The 17,050-nt window shown below is 56.4% G+C and carries 18 protein-coding genes; 9 read left to right on the top strand and 9 right to left on the bottom strand.

Translation table 11 applies throughout. The annotated features are described in order from the left end of the window. Window positions 1-114: 114 nt before the first annotated feature. From AB8E48_RS03805 to AB8E48_RS03795, 3 genes are all read left to right on the top strand, one after another. The gene (locus AB8E48_RS03805; RefSeq protein WP_368885824.1) at window positions 115-966 is read left to right on the top strand and encodes a hypothetical protein; all 852 of its coding nucleotides are present in this window, start codon (window positions 115-117) and stop codon (window positions 964-966) included. A 121-nt stretch (window positions 967-1,087) separates the two neighbouring features. Further along, complete coding sequence (locus tag AB8E48_RS03800) at window positions 1,088-1,963, top strand: hypothetical protein (RefSeq protein WP_368885823.1); 876 nt, start codon at window positions 1,088-1,090, stop codon at window positions 1,961-1,963. Window positions 1,964-2,316: 353 nt separating this feature from the next. After that, window positions 2,317-3,108: a hypothetical protein gene (locus AB8E48_RS03795; protein ID WP_368885822.1), complete on the top strand. Its 792-nt coding sequence runs from the start codon at window positions 2,317-2,319 to the stop codon at window positions 3,106-3,108. A 139-nt stretch (window positions 3,109-3,247) separates the two neighbouring features. Here AB8E48_RS03795 and AB8E48_RS03790 read toward each other — a convergent pair whose 3' ends face one another. After that, on the bottom strand, window positions 3,248-3,460 hold the full coding sequence (locus AB8E48_RS03790) for a TOBE domain-containing protein (protein WP_005505155.1): 213 nt from the start codon (window positions 3,458-3,460) through the stop codon (window positions 3,248-3,250). A gap of 344 nt (window positions 3,461-3,804) precedes the next feature. On the opposite strand from AB8E48_RS03790, the gene AB8E48_RS03785 reads away from it, so the two are divergent. Further along, the gene (locus AB8E48_RS03785) at window positions 3,805-4,173 is read left to right on the top strand and encodes a zinc ribbon domain-containing protein YjdM (protein WP_368885821.1); all 369 of its coding nucleotides are present in this window, start codon (window positions 3,805-3,807) and stop codon (window positions 4,171-4,173) included. A gap of 154 nt (window positions 4,174-4,327) precedes the next feature. On the opposite strand, the gene AB8E48_RS03780 is transcribed toward AB8E48_RS03785, so the two are convergent. The 4 genes from AB8E48_RS03780 to AB8E48_RS03765 all read right to left on the bottom strand — a co-directional run bounded on the left by AB8E48_RS03780 (window position 4,328) and on the right by AB8E48_RS03765 (window position 7,481). Then, window positions 4,328-4,585 carry a GlsB/YeaQ/YmgE family stress response membrane protein gene (locus AB8E48_RS03780; RefSeq protein ID WP_368885820.1) on the bottom strand — a complete coding sequence of 86 codons (258 nt, stop codon included), beginning with the start codon at window positions 4,583-4,585 and terminating at the stop codon, window positions 4,328-4,330. Between the two features lie 166 nt (window positions 4,586-4,751). After that, window positions 4,752-5,144, bottom strand: coding sequence for a hypothetical protein (locus AB8E48_RS03775; protein ID WP_368885819.1), 393 nt, complete (start codon window positions 5,142-5,144; stop codon window positions 4,752-4,754). Between the two features lie 451 nt (window positions 5,145-5,595). Continuing rightward, the gene (locus AB8E48_RS03770; RefSeq protein WP_368885818.1) at window positions 5,596-6,378 is read right to left on the bottom strand and encodes an LppP/LprE family lipoprotein; all 783 of its coding nucleotides are present in this window, start codon (window positions 6,376-6,378) and stop codon (window positions 5,596-5,598) included. A 179-nt stretch (window positions 6,379-6,557) separates the two neighbouring features. After that, a complete protein-coding gene (locus tag AB8E48_RS03765) occupies window positions 6,558-7,481 on the bottom strand; it encodes a hypothetical protein (RefSeq protein WP_368885817.1) in 924 nt (307 codons plus the stop codon). Between the two features lie 132 nt (window positions 7,482-7,613). Here AB8E48_RS03765 and tpx point away from each other — a divergent pair, with 132 nt between their 5' ends. Beyond that, window positions 7,614-8,114: a thiol peroxidase gene (tpx, locus tag AB8E48_RS03760; RefSeq protein ID WP_049327611.1), complete on the top strand. Its 501-nt coding sequence runs from the start codon at window positions 7,614-7,616 to the stop codon at window positions 8,112-8,114. 268 nt (window positions 8,115-8,382) lie between these two features. On the opposite strand, the gene AB8E48_RS03755 is transcribed toward tpx, so the two are convergent. From AB8E48_RS03755 to AB8E48_RS03745, 3 genes are all read right to left on the bottom strand, one after another. Beyond that, on the bottom strand, window positions 8,383-9,339 hold the full coding sequence (locus AB8E48_RS03755) for an AzlC family ABC transporter permease (protein WP_368885816.1): 957 nt from the start codon (window positions 9,337-9,339) through the stop codon (window positions 8,383-8,385). A gap of 9 nt (window positions 9,340-9,348) precedes the next feature. Continuing rightward, on the bottom strand, window positions 9,349-9,684 hold the full coding sequence (locus AB8E48_RS03750) for a branched-chain amino acid transporter permease (RefSeq protein ID WP_070593666.1): 336 nt from the start codon (window positions 9,682-9,684) through the stop codon (window positions 9,349-9,351). Window positions 9,685-10,143: 459 nt separating this feature from the next. Beyond that, window positions 10,144-10,992: an AzlC family ABC transporter permease gene (locus AB8E48_RS03745; protein WP_368885815.1), complete on the bottom strand. Its 849-nt coding sequence runs from the start codon at window positions 10,990-10,992 to the stop codon at window positions 10,144-10,146. 223 nt (window positions 10,993-11,215) lie between these two features. Between AB8E48_RS03745 and AB8E48_RS03740 the strand changes: the two genes are divergently transcribed. Together AB8E48_RS03740 and AB8E48_RS03735 are read left to right on the top strand one after the other, a co-directional pair. Next, window positions 11,216-11,728 (top strand): OsmC family protein, encoded by a 513-nt coding sequence (locus tag AB8E48_RS03740; protein ID WP_368885814.1) that lies wholly within the window; start codon window positions 11,216-11,218, stop codon window positions 11,726-11,728. Between the two features lie 308 nt (window positions 11,729-12,036). Then, complete coding sequence (locus tag AB8E48_RS03735) at window positions 12,037-13,530, top strand: amino acid permease (protein WP_049354198.1); 1,494 nt, start codon at window positions 12,037-12,039, stop codon at window positions 13,528-13,530. A gap of 138 nt (window positions 13,531-13,668) precedes the next feature. On the opposite strand, the gene AB8E48_RS03730 is transcribed toward AB8E48_RS03735, so the two are convergent. Next, complete coding sequence (locus tag AB8E48_RS03730; RefSeq protein WP_368885813.1) at window positions 13,669-15,492, bottom strand: hypothetical protein; 1,824 nt, start codon at window positions 15,490-15,492, stop codon at window positions 13,669-13,671. Window positions 15,493-15,743: 251 nt separating this feature from the next. Between AB8E48_RS03730 and AB8E48_RS03725 the strand changes: the two genes are divergently transcribed. Together AB8E48_RS03725 and AB8E48_RS03720 are read left to right on the top strand one after the other, a co-directional pair. Beyond that, window positions 15,744-16,292, top strand: a complete 549-nt coding sequence (locus tag AB8E48_RS03725; protein WP_368885812.1) for an NUDIX domain-containing protein — start codon at window positions 15,744-15,746, stop codon at window positions 16,290-16,292. A 150-nt stretch (window positions 16,293-16,442) separates the two neighbouring features. Continuing rightward, entirely contained in the window at window positions 16,443-17,030 is a 588-nt protein-coding gene (locus tag AB8E48_RS03720; RefSeq protein WP_368885811.1) for a TIGR00730 family Rossman fold protein, read from the top strand. Window positions 17,031-17,050 lie beyond the last annotated feature (20 nt).

Raw genomic sequence — 17,050 nt, 5'->3', positions numbered from 1 at the left:
ACAGCAGGTGCGCATAGAGCTAAGCAAAATATACCTATCCAATCCCATTTTTTTGAACCATCTGGCGAATGGACTGAAATATGTAATCGATTTATTGCTCCCGTTAGGGAAGCGATGAGGCCGCTTGAGAATCATTACCAGGGTTCAGTGCTAGCTGAGCTATCAAATCGTGCACTATCTAATTTTGAAATTCTTCAGTTGGATAATCTAGTTTTTAATGGTGGCTTTATTGAAAACAACTCATTAGTGGAAAGAGTCTCTAGGGGTCTTCGAGAATGTCTAAAAGAAGTATTTTCTTCAGGATTTTTTAATCTATTTGAAGGAATTATTATTCCTGAGAATCTTGCGGGTTTAGGTAAGGAAGTAACTTTAGAAAATTTAATTGATTTGGTTTATGATGACGGAATCCCTCTTTATGGTATACCTCGATTGGATACTGTGTATAAGCTAGTGCGCGCAGATGGTTCGAGAGGAAGAGGAAATGTGCTAATTGAATGTCAAGAGTCAATTTTTGAAGATTGTATGTCTGCTCTAAATAGTCTCCATTCTGACTATGCTCAGGAAATGCGATGCTTTATTCTGAGTGGTTTATATGCTTTGAAAAACGGATATTCAGATGCGGCGCAGGGGCTATTTACAAATATTATGGATACTGTGCACCAGAAATTCTGGCCAGATAGGGATGACCGTAAGGATATTACTCATCATGAAAAGGGTGATGAGGTTCCTGAGTCGTTTGCTGAAATGAGCGTTGGAGAAAATATGGTTTTCGCTGCTCTCTGGAATAGCCATATAGCGTTCTGGCCAAAGCGGGGGGAGGAACCGCCGACGGAGTACTCGCGTCATGCGAGTGTTCATGGCGTCTCGCGTAGGCAGTATAAATTGGAAAATTGTATTCAAGCACTCATGCTTGTTACAAGTCTTCTGGTCTACGTTGACGAGAATGAACAAGTTTCTGATTCATGATTTATAATAGAAAATCCTAGTGTTAGATGCTATGTAACATATCTAGTGAAGGAATATGAAGTAACACATGGTTCGTGTTGATGGTACAGCGAGGTTTCACTTTAATGCCTAAGGCAGAAGCATGACCCTCCAAGATTGGGCGAATTTAGCTACGGCTCTTGGGGCAATAAGTACTTTTATTGTGGGTATGTCTGCTCTAGTTGTGTCAATTGCCGCGCTTCGAACGCAGCGTGAGTCGCTTCCAGTGTCAGCGGAATTTATGCTGGCCCCCCAGCGTCTCCTCATTGATGATGATGGGGTACGTTGGATTTGGGCCTCGTTGAAGAATACAGGTGTGCGGGCCTATGTACATGATATATATCCAATTGATTGGAAGCCAAAAGTTCCGATTGGCAGGAGAACCCCTAATTCGGTAAGGCTTGGTGTGCCCGATTCTTTGCCAGATAACTTAAAATCGGTAAGTAAACGAAAACTGAGACGAAATCTAGGTGTTTTCGTGCCTTCATATGTTGGTTCACAAGCTTATCTATCGTTTTGGATTTCTTGTCCTCCGGAGTTTGAAAAAATACAGTTTGTCGCTGCTGTGAGCGTACGGCGACGGGATAAAATAAGATTTATTGATAGCGAATGGTTGGATGTGCCGATTCCAGATGAAACTGCGAGGGCTGTATCGAATAAAACGTTCCTTTCTTTTGACACTTTTGTTCGCTCTGAAGATTTTATGGACCCTGCAGAATCCGAGGAATATGAATACTGGGAATACGGGTACTGGAAAGATGAATACGAGGGATCTGAACCTGAAGAAAATGACTTTTGGGGATATGGGTACTGGCAAGATGATTGCGAAGACCCTGAATCAAGAGAAAATGAATTCGAGGATCATGACTGTTGGGAATATGGGTGCTGGGAATATGAACTCGAGAAATTTCAATCCGAGGAATATGAATACTGGGAATATGGGTACTGGCAAGATGAATATGATGAAAATAGTTATTAAATACTGGATGTCCAGTAGTCTAATTCAATCTGAATGAGATGGTAGGCTTGACTAATTTTTATAGACCTTGTAGGTAAATTTGAATATAGAGGAGCCTTGCATAACGAACTGTAGTGTGGGGCTCCTCTTGATTTATCCCCGCTAGTTGCCATAATGGGCAGTCATCGGAGGGTATCTCACCAGGTGGATTCAGTAGTTAGCATCAGGTGTCACATTTGTGGATAGCGAGATGGCTGTTGGAGTGAGTGAAAAAACAAGAATATTTATCAGTATGTTGGTCTAAAATCGTGGCTTGCCATGCATACTTGTTATGCATTGAAGCAATAAAACAAGATTAGACTAGGAGAACGGCTATGAGTGTTAGTGCTGACTGGGTAAGTGCGATTGCGGGGAGCCTCGCGGCTCTTTTCTCGGCATATGCAGTCGGAGTTGCAGTATGGGTGTCTCGGCAGAGCGCCAAACAAGCAGATGCAATTGCGTCGGAACAAGCCCGACGTGAAGTACAGGCATATTATGCAGAACGTAAAGCAGAGTTTCGTGAGCAGTGCAGAGCTATTTTGTCTACCGCTAATACTATTGAGACACTGCTTAGTCCTCGAGTTTCAGAGATTTTGGCAGATTCCTCGACATCGGTAGATGCGGAAACTATGCGAACGGTTCGAACATACCTAGCGCAGCTGTCTGCGGAGACTTGCCTTCTTACAACATTTACGGATGATGCAAGCGGAATCCCCGAGACCGAAGCTCAAACAGTAAGGGAATTCTTGGAAGAAGCTGCATGGCTCTATGCGGATTCTCTGCACTTGGCAATCTTGGTTATGAACCCCAGCGATGAAGAGAATGTAGACCTGCGAAACTCTCAGAAGGTGATTGACGCTTTGCTCAACGGTTCATCGGTAAACCTGGAACCTCGTCTAATGCCCAGCTATGATTCTAAAACTCTAAATTATGATCGCAGTGATTGGGGTAATGCATGCACGCGACGGGATAAGATGCTCAAGGAATCCGGTATTGTGACTGGGCAGCCTCTTCCTGACTCTCTTGCGGAGGTAGCCGCAAGGTCATTGGGATGGGTTTCAATACGTCGTTTTGCGGATTTGACCGACCGCCTTCTTTCCTCCTGGGGTGCCGAAAATGCAGAATAAAGTGGAGTTCCGCTTCAACGTCTAAGCGATAAAAACATAACAGCGGAGCCCCGCACTGTACACACAGTGCGGGGCTCCGCCCTATTAACCCTCGCGCCACACAAGGCAGCCGCCCGGGTTTAATTCTTATTGACCGGGATTAGTGGTCAGCACCAACCATCACGTTGGACGCCTTAATCACTGCGTATGCGGTCTCGCCAACCTTCAGGCCCAGTTCCTTAATGGACTCGTTGGTGATCGATGCAGAGATAACAACCTCGGGAGCGATCTCAATCTTGACGATGCCGTTAGTCGCACCCTCAGTAATCTCAACAACCTTGCCAGCGAACTGGTTACGTGCAGAAAGCTTCATGAAGCCGTGCCTTTCACTACTCAAAACGTACAAGTACTCTAAGCACTCTACACGCCGCAGCCACCCAGAATCACCTTCCAACCAAAATATTACGCACGAACCATGCAAATTTTATTTTCGGCTTCACCCACACCCCGAACCCACCCCAAAAGACCGGCAAAAACCAGCCCCACACATGCGGTTCACACCCGCCAAATGGTATAGTCAGCACGAACGCGAGAATCCTCGCACCCTCCACCGTCACCCCCCTGCCTGGCTGACGCGCGCCCACACGCCGCAGCACCACCGCAGTAACACCGCGGAAACAGGGGAGCGGCGCATCCGCACAGATTGAAGAAGGAATCATGAGCGAAAACCTCAACGAAATCGAAGCACCCGCCTGCCCCGAATGCAGCGAAAACTACACCTACGAAATGGGTGAACTCTGGGCATGCCCTATGTGCGGCCACGAATGGGAACGCACCGTAGCAGGCGAAACCGAAGAAGCGGCAGGCTCCAAGGTTCTCGACTCCGTCGGTAACGAGCTCGTCGACGGCGACTCCGTCACCATCGTCAAGGGCCTGAAGGTCAAGGGCGGCGCAGACATCAAGGCAGGCACTAAGGTGCGCGGCATCCGCCTGCTCGAATCCCCCGTCAACGGCCACGACATTGAGGCGAAGGTCCCCGGCGCAGGCCAGATGTACCTGAAGTCCTCCGTCGTGAAGAAGGCATAAATCAAGAAGGCATAAGCCCAGGCGATATAAGCCAAGAAGACGTAACGCCTCTTGCGGGGCACAGAAAAGGCGGCATCTCCCGTACTAGCTCACGCTAGGGGAGGTGCCGCCTTTAGTTATGAAGGACTCCGTGAGCCCTCAATAGGTCGGATTGTTACTTCCTGCCGGTAAGGCCCAGGTAGACGGAAATAGTCAGCATTGCAGCGAAAATCGAAATAATCCAGCGGATCCAGTCAATGCCGCTGGTGTCCGCTACACCCAGCTGGGTTGCTGCCCAGGTACCGATAGCCGCGCCGATAGCGCCGCAGATAATGGTCCAGAGCATCGAAATGTTCTGACGGCCTCGCATGAAGAAACGTGCAAGTGCGCCAATGATTGCGCCGGTGATAATGGTGCCAATAAAAGTACCCATTGTTCTCTCCAAAGGTTATACACCTGCCGCTGTGACAGGTGGTGTGTTAGTTCCAGTGTAGGCAATGCTGGTTACGGAAAGCTTAATAACGGGTATGTTAAGGTAAACGGCACCTCAATGTTTTACGTGTAAAACACTGGGGTGCCGTTCCTAATGAATGAAGCGACTACTTCGACTTACGCCAAATCTTCAGTGCGCTACAAATCATCGGCAACTGCAGGGGCAGACGACCGTACGCAATAGCCTTACGCTGAGTGGACTGGTTACGGGCATCCAGAGCCATCTGAATGTTCGCGGGGAACACCGCAACAAACAGCAGAGCCGCAAGCAGACCACCGGCACGGCGGGTCTTATCATTAGCCAGCAGGGCAGCGGTGCCCAGCTCAGCTACACCCGAACCGTGAGTGTACGCGTGGGGAGGACCCGGCAGATACTTCGGAATAATCGAATCAAACGGATCCGGGATGATGAAGTGCAGTGCACCCATCACAGCGAGGGCACGAGCCATACGAGTAGCCGAGCGCTCAGCGCTGTACTCTTTCTTCTTAAAAATACTCATGCTCCCATTATGCGCCTGTCGGAGGCGTATTCCTCAGCTCAAAGACGCACCGAACCGCTGCGTGTTTGGCTGTCTAGAATGCGGACGATTCGCGCTGAACAGAAAAACATTGTTCAAAAGCAGGTAAGATAGGGAGCAACGGCACCACGTGCGGATGACACTTCGCCTGCTTCACCTCCGGGTGAGTCATTAGACGGAGTAAAACACCGGGTGCCTACCGGAACAATCAAAGGAGTACATCATGAAGAAGATTCTGTTCATCGCTATCCTGGCAGGCGCTGCATACTTCGGCTACAAGAAGTTCGCTGCCTAAACAGCTAGCCCTCGGGCATTCTACATATCCTTAAGCAACGAAAACCCCGCCCCTCACATATGTCACCATATGCGAGACGGCGGGTTTCTCGTATGCCCAAATCCTGGGCTCAAACACGCGGTTTATGGGGCGAACAGGCTATTCGCTCGGCGGAACCTCACCGGTCATCACAACCTTGTTCTGCGAAGAGCTCCAGCTGAACTCAGCGGTCGCGCGACCGCTCGCGCTAGCGGAGCTCTCATCGCCCTTCACGTAGCGGTAGGTCACGCTAATCGAGCTGTCGGAGGTGCGGGTAATCACCGGCGAGAACGAGTACGGCTCGTAGGTTGCGGTACCGATGAACTTGCCGCGGTGGAACAGCAGAATGTGGTGCGCCATCGAGGAGATGCAGCAATCAGACGGGGAAGAGCCCGGAATAGCGTCAATCCACGACAGCTCAGCACAGGGGTCGTAGCCCTCATAGGTGCGGGATACGTTCGTCCACTGATCCCACTTGCTCTTATTCTTCAGCTCACGCAGAGCCTTCGACACCACGGTCGATGCAGAATCAGAGGCGCAGGTGGAGTCCTTCTTCGACTCAGACTTAGCCTCGGACTTGGAATCCGATTTCGACTCGGATGCGGTCGGCTCAGCATGAACCGTAATCGTCACTACCGACGGAGCCGGAGCAGGCGACGAAGCACTCGGGCTAGCGGATGCACTCGCGGATGCGCTCGGGCTCGCCGACGGGGTCGGGAACAGCGCCTGCGTAGAAGTAGCGCTCGCGGAGGCAGAAGCGCTGCCAGAAGAAGACACCACGGTACCCGAAACAGCAGAATCAGTGCTTGCCGAGCAGGACGTGACAACAAGAGCTAGAGCGGCACCCAACGCGGGTAGAGCCAAAGAGGTGCGGCCGGTAAAGCGGCGGCGATTAGAAGACATGGGATACTCCTGAAGATGCGCGGCAGCGCGCATCGGTGCTGGTCAAGAAGTGAATAGTGAACTCGTCCAGTATAGGGAAAAAGTGGCGGGCGCGCGGTGTGCGCCGTCAGTGCCGTTCGTTACCAGTGCCGTTCATTACCGTGCTCTTCGCCGCATGCCGGGGCACAACAGAAAACCGGCTAGCAGACCTTATCGTCGGTTAGGTAGTACACCAGCCAGGCGCGCCTCGCCGTCGCAATACGCGCCGTAATCCGCGGAAAAACCCACAGACTAATAGCGCCCTGCGCCCACAAAATCAGCGAAAACAGCAGCGGCCTGAACGCATTATCGCGTGGATGCGTTCCGGGATCGAAGATGCGGATGATTGCATCAGACAGGAAAATCGACGGGAACATCAGCGACATCAGCACCGTACCCAGCACCCAGCCCGGCCCGAAACAGAGCAGAACCCAGCGGGCACTCATCCGCAGGTTCTTGCGGTGCGCCCAGCGGAACTGCCAGCCGCGCAGACGGTACGGATACATCACGCCCAGAATCGAGCCCAGGGACACCACAATAGCCGGCACCACAAAGAACGATAGGGACATCATGAGGGTGGGGGTCAGGTGCTTGTCCTGACTGTGCAGAATCAGTGCCAGCAGGGTGCCAGAAACACCCGTGATCAGACCGATTGCAATAGCCTTCGTGCGTACGAACAGGTGCAGGGCGTGCGGGTCGCTACTGCGCAACGCACGCAACGCATGCTCCTCATCGTGGCCCATCAGGTTCGTTGAGGTGACGTCCGCAACCATCCAGCCGACCATCACCAGCGCAAAACCAGACGGGCCCTTAAACTCGCTAAACAGCCACGAACGCCAGGCTTCCGGGAGCAGGTACCAGCAGATTGCCGCCAGCAGGGCGTTACATATGAGCGTCTGCGTTTCCACCGGGAGAGGGCGCGTGAACATGCGGCGCAGCTCAGTGCGCACACTCGGTCGGTACGTATTCTGCGGATCAACGAGGGCACGACCCTCCACCCGCTGACGGCGCAGGTCCTGACGGAGTGCCCTGAAATTCGTCACGGGATGCGCCAGCGGCGCAAGGCGGGAAGATACGTGCCTCAAAAAGCTCACCTGCCCATTGTAGAGGTGCCGCTAAGGCGAAGCGGCACCGCAGAAAATCAGCTATGCGGAAACTCCGCTCGCTAGTGCCTGTGTCCCCTTGCACACCCGCCGCATCCAAGGGACAATGAAAGCATGGCTGAAGTAACTCTACAGAACGAACTCGTAATCCACACCAACGGCGACCTGCCCGCAGTCGGCGCAAAGCTGCCCGAATTTTCGGTTCTCGCGGCTGATCTCTCCGAGATTTCCTCCGCAGATTTCGCAGGTAAGAACCTGGTGCTGAACATCTTCCCCTCCGTCGACACCGGTGTCTGCGCAAACAGCGTCCGCACCTTCAACAAGCAGGCTGCAGGCCTGGAGAACACCGTCGTGCTGTGCGTCTCCAACGACCTGCCCTTCGCAATCGGCCGTTTCTGCGCAGCCGAGGGCATTGAGAACGTTGTGACCTCCTCCGCTTTCCGCTCCTCCTTCGGTGAGGACTTCGGCGTGAAGCTCGTGGACGGCCCCCTGGCTGGTCTGCTGGCACGCTCCGTGGTTGTCGTGAACCCCGACGGTGAGGTTGTCTACACCGAGCTGGTTCCCGAAACCACCAACGAGCCCAACTACGAAGCAGCCCTGGCAGCTATCAAGTAAGCCCTAATAGCTATCAACTAGTAGCTATCAAGTAAGCTTAGTACGGGAGCCGGACGTGACGCCGGCACCCGCATAGTACTTCCGTCAGGGACACCTGGCGGTACACAGCACAGCAGATACTGAACGTCTACAGCGCATGATCTAGGGTTCACCCACACATGCGGCTGGCGACAGCATAACGCCCCGCCCACCCGGTATTTCGGGTGGGCGGGGCGCTTTACTATATCCAGACTTAGTGCGCGATTCAGACTTAGTGCGCGATTCAGACTTAGTGTGCAGAGGCGTCGGGATTGCCGGGAGCGTCGGTTGCGGCGGGCTCCTCGTCCGCGACCAGCATATGCTCCGGCAGGGTGCCGCGGCGCTTAGCTACCACAAAACGCGACACCAGCAGCAGAATGTACACCACCATCGAAATCAGTAGCATCGATTGCGGCGACACCAACAAACCAACCGCCGCAGACACGCCTGCGATAGCCGCGGTGGTATGGTCTTTTGAACTCTGATATGCATCGATGGCGAGCACCGCAAAGAGTGCCGTCATCACAAAATCCACGCCCTTGAGCTCACTCAAGAAGCTTGCACCTAGTACGTAGCCGAGCGTTGCGCTCGCTAGGACGCTCAAATGCAGGCCCGCGTGAATCCACAGGATGCGGGAGGCACGAAGCTTATGGCGGTCCGGTCCGGTGTTCAGCGCGTACGCCTCATCAATGAGGGTGTACACGGTGTAGAACTTCGCCAAACCACCCCGCACACGCTCAATCGGGTAGGACAGACCGTACATGAGGTGGCGGGAATTAATGAGCAGAGTCATCACCGCAATAGAGAACAGCGACGCATGATTCGAGATCATGTCAATCAGCACGAACTCTACGGAACCGGCAAAAACAACGGCAGGCAGCAGGGGAGCCACCCAGAACGGCAGACCGTAACTGTGCACCAGCACGCCCAAACCAATGCCGACAAAGAACAGGCCCAGCATGATGACACCGGCAACGCGCATCGCCTCGGCGAAGCCGCTCTCGCGCGGCTGCTGAGGCCCCTGTGCATCGGGGGAGGCGGGAGCCTCCACCACGGGAATCATGCCGGTTAGCGGAAGCGCAGAAGCAATGACCTGCTCCACCTGCTCGGGAGAAGCCTGATGGGGCGCGGGTTGGCTCGCCTGCTGAGGTGCGGGCTGATCAGCAGAAACAGCAGGGGAAGAAACAGAATTCTTAGAGATGCTCATCGTGACCCCCTAGAAAACCCAGTTAGCCAGCACAACGCAGGTGACGGTACCCGCCACCATGCTCAGCACCATATTCTTACGCCACAGGTGCGCCCCCACGGTCACCACCAGGCCCGCCAGGTACGGTGCCGCCGTTTCAACGGAAGAATAATCAATCTTTGCCACCGCATAGATGGCAAGCAACGCAACCGCGCCGAGCGGAATCCAGTGGCTGAGCGCATCCAAAAGTTCGGAGCCAGCCAGAGCCTTCTTCAAACCGAAGGGAAGCAAACGAAGCAGGAACGTAATACCTGCAGCCACAAGAATCGCGGCAAGAATATAGCCGGTGGTCACTTCACTGTTCATGAAGATTTTCTCTTTCTGCACATACTCAGCGAAAGACCCGAAAGAGGCGCGCGGGTGAAGCCGTGAAAACGCCCGCGAAAAAGGATAGGGGAGAGCCCAGCCGAATAGGGATACTAAGTAGTGCGGTAGGTACGTGAGTTGATGAAAGCCGCGAAACATGGAGGTGGAGGGTCGTTCCTCCTGCGTGAGACTAGTGCTCGGCGCGGGTAGTTGTGCGCGTTGCTAGTTCTCGCGTGACCTCGGGTGATGCCGCTCCCGGTGCGGTGTTACTCCGGGGCGGCACAGCGTTCTGCGTCGCTAGTTTCCTTAGCGGTGTCTTTCATCTGAGTCATGGGTACCTCAACCTCTGGGTGCCACCGCGCAGGTTCGCGCGGGAAGCATCGTGTAAATCCTAGAAAGAGGGGAGAGCGAAGCTCTACTCATCTATCCTAACCGGTTTTGAATACGTATGTAACGTTCTTATCGCTGTGTGGAAGCGGGCGCATCAGCGGATGCGGTGGTGCCTGAGCTCTCTGCGGCAGTGCCTGGGGTCTCTGCGGCGTTTTCAGCCTTAGCCTCTACCTCAAGCACAGCACGATGCGGTAGCGTGCCGCGGCGCTTCGCCACCGGGAAACGCGCCAACAGCAGCACCACATACGAACCCAACGCCACCACAAGGAACGAGGACGGTGCAAAAATCAGCGCGACCGCAGCCGAAACCGCCACAAAGAGCGCCGTCACACGATCCGGGTTGGCGCGGTAGCCGTCCATCGCAAGAACCGTGAAGATTGCCACCATCACGAAATCCACGCCCTTCAGATCGCTCAAGAAGCTCGCGCCGAGTACGTAGCCGAGGATTACGCTCAAAATCCAGGAGACGTAAATCAGCACGTTCACCCACAGAATGCGCGCACCCGAACGCTCATTGCGATCAGGACCGGAGTTGAGCGCAAACGCCTCATCGCAGAGAGTATGAATAGCCAGAGCCTTAGCCCAAAAACCCTTCACCCTGTGCAGAGGGTAGGAGAGGCCGTACACCAGGTGGCGCGCATTCACGAGGAACACCGTCAACGCAATCGACGCTAGGGGCGTGCCAGCGCTGACCATGCCCACCATGAGGAACTCCACCGAACCGGCAAACACCAGGGCAGATAGCAGCGGAGCAGTCCAGATCGGCAGACCGTGCGCGTTGAGGATAATACCCAAACCCAAACCCAGCACAGCAATACCGAGCATCACCACGGAAGAATCCGCAATAGCCAAGCGGAAATCACTCTGCGTGCTCGTACGCTCAGTGCCGGGACGCTCAGCGCCGGGGGTCTGTGCCATAAAAGAGTTCCTTGTGCCTGTTGTGCTCTTCAAAAAATCTACTGTGTGTGTGAGGGACTTCGAAGCTCCGCCGCGGTTTTCCAGTGTATAGGAGCACCCAGTTGACCGACGAGAAAAAGAGTCCGGGAATAAAATAATGAGAAACACGCTTATAGTGAATGACGCTAAACAACGCGGCGCTGAATAACATAGCGACCGCGCAGACAACCCGAAAGGAACCTCAATGGCTGAACAGAACAACACCGAGCAGAACAACGCAGCGCAGACCGCAGAAGAGCAGAAGAAGGTGTACTCGCGCCAGCAGGAACGCCGCGAACTCGACAACTACCGCCAGACCAAGATTGAGCGCATCGACCGCCTGCACTACCGCGCCTACGGTGCTAACGGCGCAACCCTCGACTTCGGTGTGGGCGAGGGCCTGCTGACCCCCGTCGAGCTGCTGCTCGCCGCGATTGCCGGTTGCTCCTCCGTGGACGTGGACGCGGGCACCTCCCGCCGCTCCACCCCCGAGGTGTTCGAGGTGCTCGCCTCGGCGCTGAAGCAGACCGAAGACGGCGCGGTGCGCCTCGACGACGTTGAGGTGGACTTTGATGTGCGATTCCCCGAGGATGAGCAGGGCGCTAAGGCTCAGAAGATGGTGGACCGTCTGATTCAGCTCAGCGAGCAGAAGGACTGCACCGTTTCTCGTACCGTGGAGCACCCCACGAACGTTTCGTTCCACAACCTGGCTGACTAAAGCCGGGTGGGCTAAATAGATCGGGTGAATTAGCCTGATAGGGAACCCTCCCGTACCGCTTATATATGAGCGGTGCGGGAGGGTTTTTCTGTGTTTTTGTGGTTTTGGGTGGAAAAGAGCCTCAAAAGCGAGTAGGATTGACCCTCAGATTAGGAAAACTTACGGTACGTAAGAAATCCTTAAGATTGAAGAATTTCTTGACCCAGGCACAAACCTTCGGCGGCACCACCCGCAGCAGGACTAGACTGGACACCAGACTAGACCGCTAGCAAACGCACGAAGCAATAGCCTCAGAAAGAAGACCTGACATGGCACAGCCTACAGAGACTTCCGGCGCTGCATCGGAAGCCACCCCCGCAGAGGGTGAACTGAAGCGAGGCCTCTCCGCCCGCCACATGCAGATGATCGCAATCGGCGGCGCAATCGGCACCGGCCTCTTCGTCGCCTCCGGTAAGACCATCTCCACCGCAGGCCCCGGCGGCGCAATCCTCGCCTACGCCCTCATCGGCATCATGGTGCTGTTCCTCATGCAGTCCCTCGGCGAGATGGCCGCGCACCTGCCCGTCCCCGGCGCATTCCAGACCTACGCGGCACGCTACGTGTCCCCGTCCTTCGGCTTCGCTATGGGCTGGAACTACTGGTTCAACTGGGCGATTACCGTCGCCGCCGAACTCGTCGCCGTCGGCGAGGTGATGAGGTACTGGTTCCCGGATATCCCATCCTGGGTGTGGGCGGCAGGATTCCTCGTGCTGCTGACCGGCATCAACGCCCTTTCGGCACGCTCCTACGGTGAAAGCGAATTCTGGCTCGCCACCATCAAGGTCGTTACCGTGGTCGTCTTCCTCATCGCAGGTATCGCCATGATCTTCGGCATCCTGGGCGGTAGCTCCCCGGGTGTCTCCAACTGGACCGTCGGTGAGGCACCCTTCGTCGGCGGCGCACCCGCCGTACTCGCCATCTTCATGGTGGCAGGCTTCTCCTTCCAGGGCACCGAAATGATCGGTGTGGCTGCCGGCGAATCTGAGAACCCCCGCCGCGACGTGCCCCGCGCACTGACCAGCGTGTTCTGGCGCATCATGCTCTTCTACATTGGTGCGATGGTCGTCATCGGCTTCCTGATTCCTTACTCCGACCCGAACCTGCTCACCGCAGCGGACGGCAACATCAACATCTCCCCGTTCACCCTCATCTTCGAGCGTGCAGGTATTGCCTTCGCGGCAGCCATCATGAACGCCGTGATCCTCTCCGCAGTGCTCTCTGCAGGTAACTCGGGCCTGTACGTTTCGGCTCGTATGCTCTTCGCGCTCGCGCAGGAGGGTAAGGCACCGAAGATGTTCACCCACATCAACTCCGGCGGCGTGCCCATGAACGCGCTGCTGGCTACCGCAGCTATCGGCGCGGTCGGCTTCATCGCCGCACTGCTCTCGCCGGATGGGGCGTACCTGTGGCTGGTGAACGTGTCCGGTCTGGCTGGTTTCATCACCTGGGTGGGTATTGCCGTGGCTCACTACCGTTTCCGCCGCGCGTACCTGAAGCAGGGCAACAGCTTGAAGGACCTGCCCTACGTGGCGCCGTTCTTCCCCGCGGGCCCGATTATCGCCTTCCTCATGTGCCTGGTCGTTATTGGCGGCCAGAACTACGAGGCATTCCTGAGCGGTGACTGGGCTGGCGTGCTCAGCTCCTACATTGGTCTGCCCGTGATTATTGCGGTCTGGCTGGTGCACCGCGTGGTCACTCGTGACCGTCTGATTCCGCTGGAACAGATTGACGTGAGCGGCATTGAGGTTAAGGCTTCGAAGTAACGCGAACGATTGCACCAGCTGATTGAATGAGCTGATACGTGAAGAGCCGCCGGTTCCCCTGACTGAGGGGAGCCGGCGGCTCTTTGCTATGCGCGGTTTACACTGGGCGGGTGGGGTAGACTGTGCGCCCTGCAGCTCTTAGGAGTGGCGGCGCGAGCGCAGAACGCTCAACCCCAGACCCGCGCAAATCGCGACAACGCCAATACCAACAATCACGCCAACACTGGATGCGCCGGTGTTTGCCAGGGTAGCCTTCTTGGGGCTGCTCTCCTTAGCGAGGCTGTCCTGTGCCAGGCTGTCCTTTGCCCCAGTGTCCTTAGCCAGAGTGTCCTTAGCCAGAGTGTCCTTAGCCGAGCGGGCGGCGGTCACCGGAGCCTCCTGAGCTGGCTTACTCTTGGGATGCGCCACGGTTGCGTCCTCCAGCTTGTCAGCGTTGGGGGTCTTATCGGCAACCGGCGCCGGAGTGACCGTTGCTTCCGGCAGCGCAGGCACCGTGGGTGCATCAGTCGGGTTTACTCCGATGGTTGCTTCCGGCAGCGCAGGCACCGTGGGGGCATCGGTGGGGTTCACGCCGATGGTTGCCTCGGGCAGAGGTGCCACGGTGGGCGCATCAGTGGGATTCACGCCAACGGTTGCTTCCGGCAGAGCGGGAACCGTCGGTGCGTCAGTGGGATTCACTCCAACGGTTGCTTCCGGCAGGGGCGCTACGGTGGGCGCGTCAGTGGGGTTAACGCCTACGGTTGCCTCAGGCAGAGGCGCCACGGTGGGCGCATCGGTCGGGTTCACGCCAACGGTTGCCTCAGGCAGAGGCGCCACGGTGGGTGCGTCGGTCGGGTTTACACCAATGGTTGCTTCCGGCAGGGGTGCTACGGTGGGTGCGTCGGTCGGGTTCACGCCCACGGTTGCCTCGGGCAGGGGCGCTACGGTCGGTGCGTCAGTGGGGTTCACGCCCACGGTTGCCTCCGGCAGGGGCGCTACGGTCGGTGCGTCGGTCGGGTTCACGCCAACGGTTGCCTCCGGCAGAGGTGCCACGGTGGGAGCGTCGGTGGGGTTTACACCAATGGTTGCCTCAGGCAGAGGAGCCACCGTCGGAGCATAGGTCGGAACCGCAGAAACCACGGGCTCCTGCGCGAAAAGCTCAAGAGGCTTCTGAGCATCAAACGAACCGTACTCGGCACCCTCAACGCCGGCAGCCATGGTGCCCGCAATGTACTTGTGAGAGGTATTCAGCGTCGCCGCAACATCCGCCGGGACCTTCACCTCCGTCTCAAAAGCACCGTTGTGAATCTGCGAAGCAGGTACGGTCACCTCAGCCACGAAGCGCATACCCGTCTGGGGAAAACGACCGGGAACCCACACATTCGTATCAGACACCACCACGCGCACACCGTGCGGGGTCGCCTCACCGGTGTAGCCGGTACCGCGCACCTTCAACACAGTCTCACCCTTGGTGTTCAGACGCGGCGAATCCACGTGCAGAACCGGCGCGGCGCTATCCTTCACAACGTCCATGCGCAGAACCTGACCGCCCCCGTAACCATCAACGATGATATTAGCGACGAAGCTGTAGTTCTTCGCCGGGTCAATCAGGCTACCGGGAACGTAATGGGTCGCAGTCGCCGTGCCGTCCTTGAACGGGCCCTCAACGCGCACCGTCTGAATCGGGTTCAGAAACGGGAAACCCCTATGGTTTGCCTCGTGCAATGCCGGGGCGAAAGCGGTAGTTTTCGCGGGCAGTTTCGACGCCTTGAACGTAATCTTGTTCAGACGCAGGGCAGTCTTCAACTCACGAGTATTGGTCTCAACCTTGTAGTTGTAGACCGTAATAACCGGTGGGTTATCCGGATTCGGGGTATTCGCTGCCGCAACAGAAGGCAGAGCGCACAAGCTCAAGGAAGCGGCAAGAAGAACAGAAGCGCCGGCGCTACCGTAGCGGCGGGAACGAGAAGAGTTAGCCATCATGAAGTTCCTTCTACATGGGTGATTGAGTGATCCGCACTCTTCCTGTATCGCGCCAAGTCGAGTGCGTATACGGTACCGCGACATCGCGGTTAATTACACCGTAACACGCACCTAAACGCATAAACCGGACATAAGATAACTCGCCGAAATATTACGTAAAACCAATGCCTACAGGGCGCACAATAGGGCGGATGAATAAGACAAACACGCACAGCGCCGGGTGGAGGATACGGAAATGCTAGGGTAGAAAGATGCCCACGCAGAAGAACCCGCAGAACCGAGTAGAAGCAGCCCAGCCCTCCCCGCTCGCCGAACCCAACGCTACTGAGCACAGCGCTACTGAGCACAGCGCCATCGACAGCACGCACCGCGTCGTGAACGTATGCGCCGTAGCAATCCGCAACCGGGACGGGCTCGTACTCACCGTGCGCAAACAAGGAAGCGACGGGTTCATGATGCCCGGCGGCAAACCCGAACCGGGGGAGACCCCGCTACAGACCGCCTGCCGCGAAGTGAACGAAGAAATCGGGCTCACCCCCGACCCCGCCCGGATGCACCACCGCGGACTCCTGGAAGCGGCGGCACTGAACGAGGCAGGCTTTACGGTACGCGCCGAAACCTACGAATACGCACCCACCGACGAACAACACGAGCTATTGGCTTCACTGGTGCCGCAGGCAGAAATCGCTGAGCTGCGCTGGGTCAACCCCGCCATGAGCAGCCCCTTCGATTCTGCATCGCAGGCACCGCTGAATACCGAGCAGATTTTCCCGCTGCTGGCACGCACCCCGCTACCGTAACCCCCGCCCCTGACGTGCCCCCTGAACCGGCGGGTGGCACACATGAGGTACACAGGTGCATCCGGTACCCTCAACATAGCAGCATCTATCACGGGTAGAACGCATAGAGGCGCTCCACCCCGGAAACCCCCATACACCCCAAGGAGAACCATGAAGAAGACTGACTACAACCTCGCCGTCTACTGCGGTGCACGCTCCGGCAACGATCCGCTCTTCACCACCCGCGCCCAGGAACTCGGCACCCTCTGCGCCCAGAAGAATATTGGCGTGGTGTACGGAGGCGGCCGCACCGGCCTCATGGGCACCGTCGCGGGCGCAACCCTGGACGCCGGCGGCGTGGTCTACGGCGTGGTCACCCACAAGCTGGTCGGCCTGGAGGGCGTGTACCCCGGCCAGACCACCCTCGACATTGTGGACACCATGCACCAGCGTAAAATCGCCATGATTGAGAAGGCTGACGCGTTCGTCGCCATGCCCGGCGGCCCCGGCACCCTCGAAGAGTTCTTTGAAGTTTTCAGCTGGCAGTTCCTCGATATTCACTCCAAGCCGGTCGCGCTGCTGAACGTCAACGGCTACTGGGACAAGCTCATCGACGCGATGCACTACATGGCGTCCACCGGCCTGCTCAACGAACGCTACCTGGACGAGCTCATCATCGCCACCACCCCCGAAGAGTTGCTGGAGGCGCTCGCCAAGGACCTGGAGCGCCGCGCCGCCGAAAAGAACGCTGCTGAATAAACCACCGCAGAAAACGAGAT

It is taken from the genome of Rothia mucilaginosa, from assembly GCF_964211445.1.
Classification (GTDB): Bacteria; Actinomycetota; Actinomycetes; order Actinomycetales; family Micrococcaceae; genus Rothia; species Rothia mucilaginosa_E.
The sequence above is the reverse complement of the archived record's forward strand: the minus strand, read 5'-3'. Positions and strand labels throughout refer to the sequence as shown.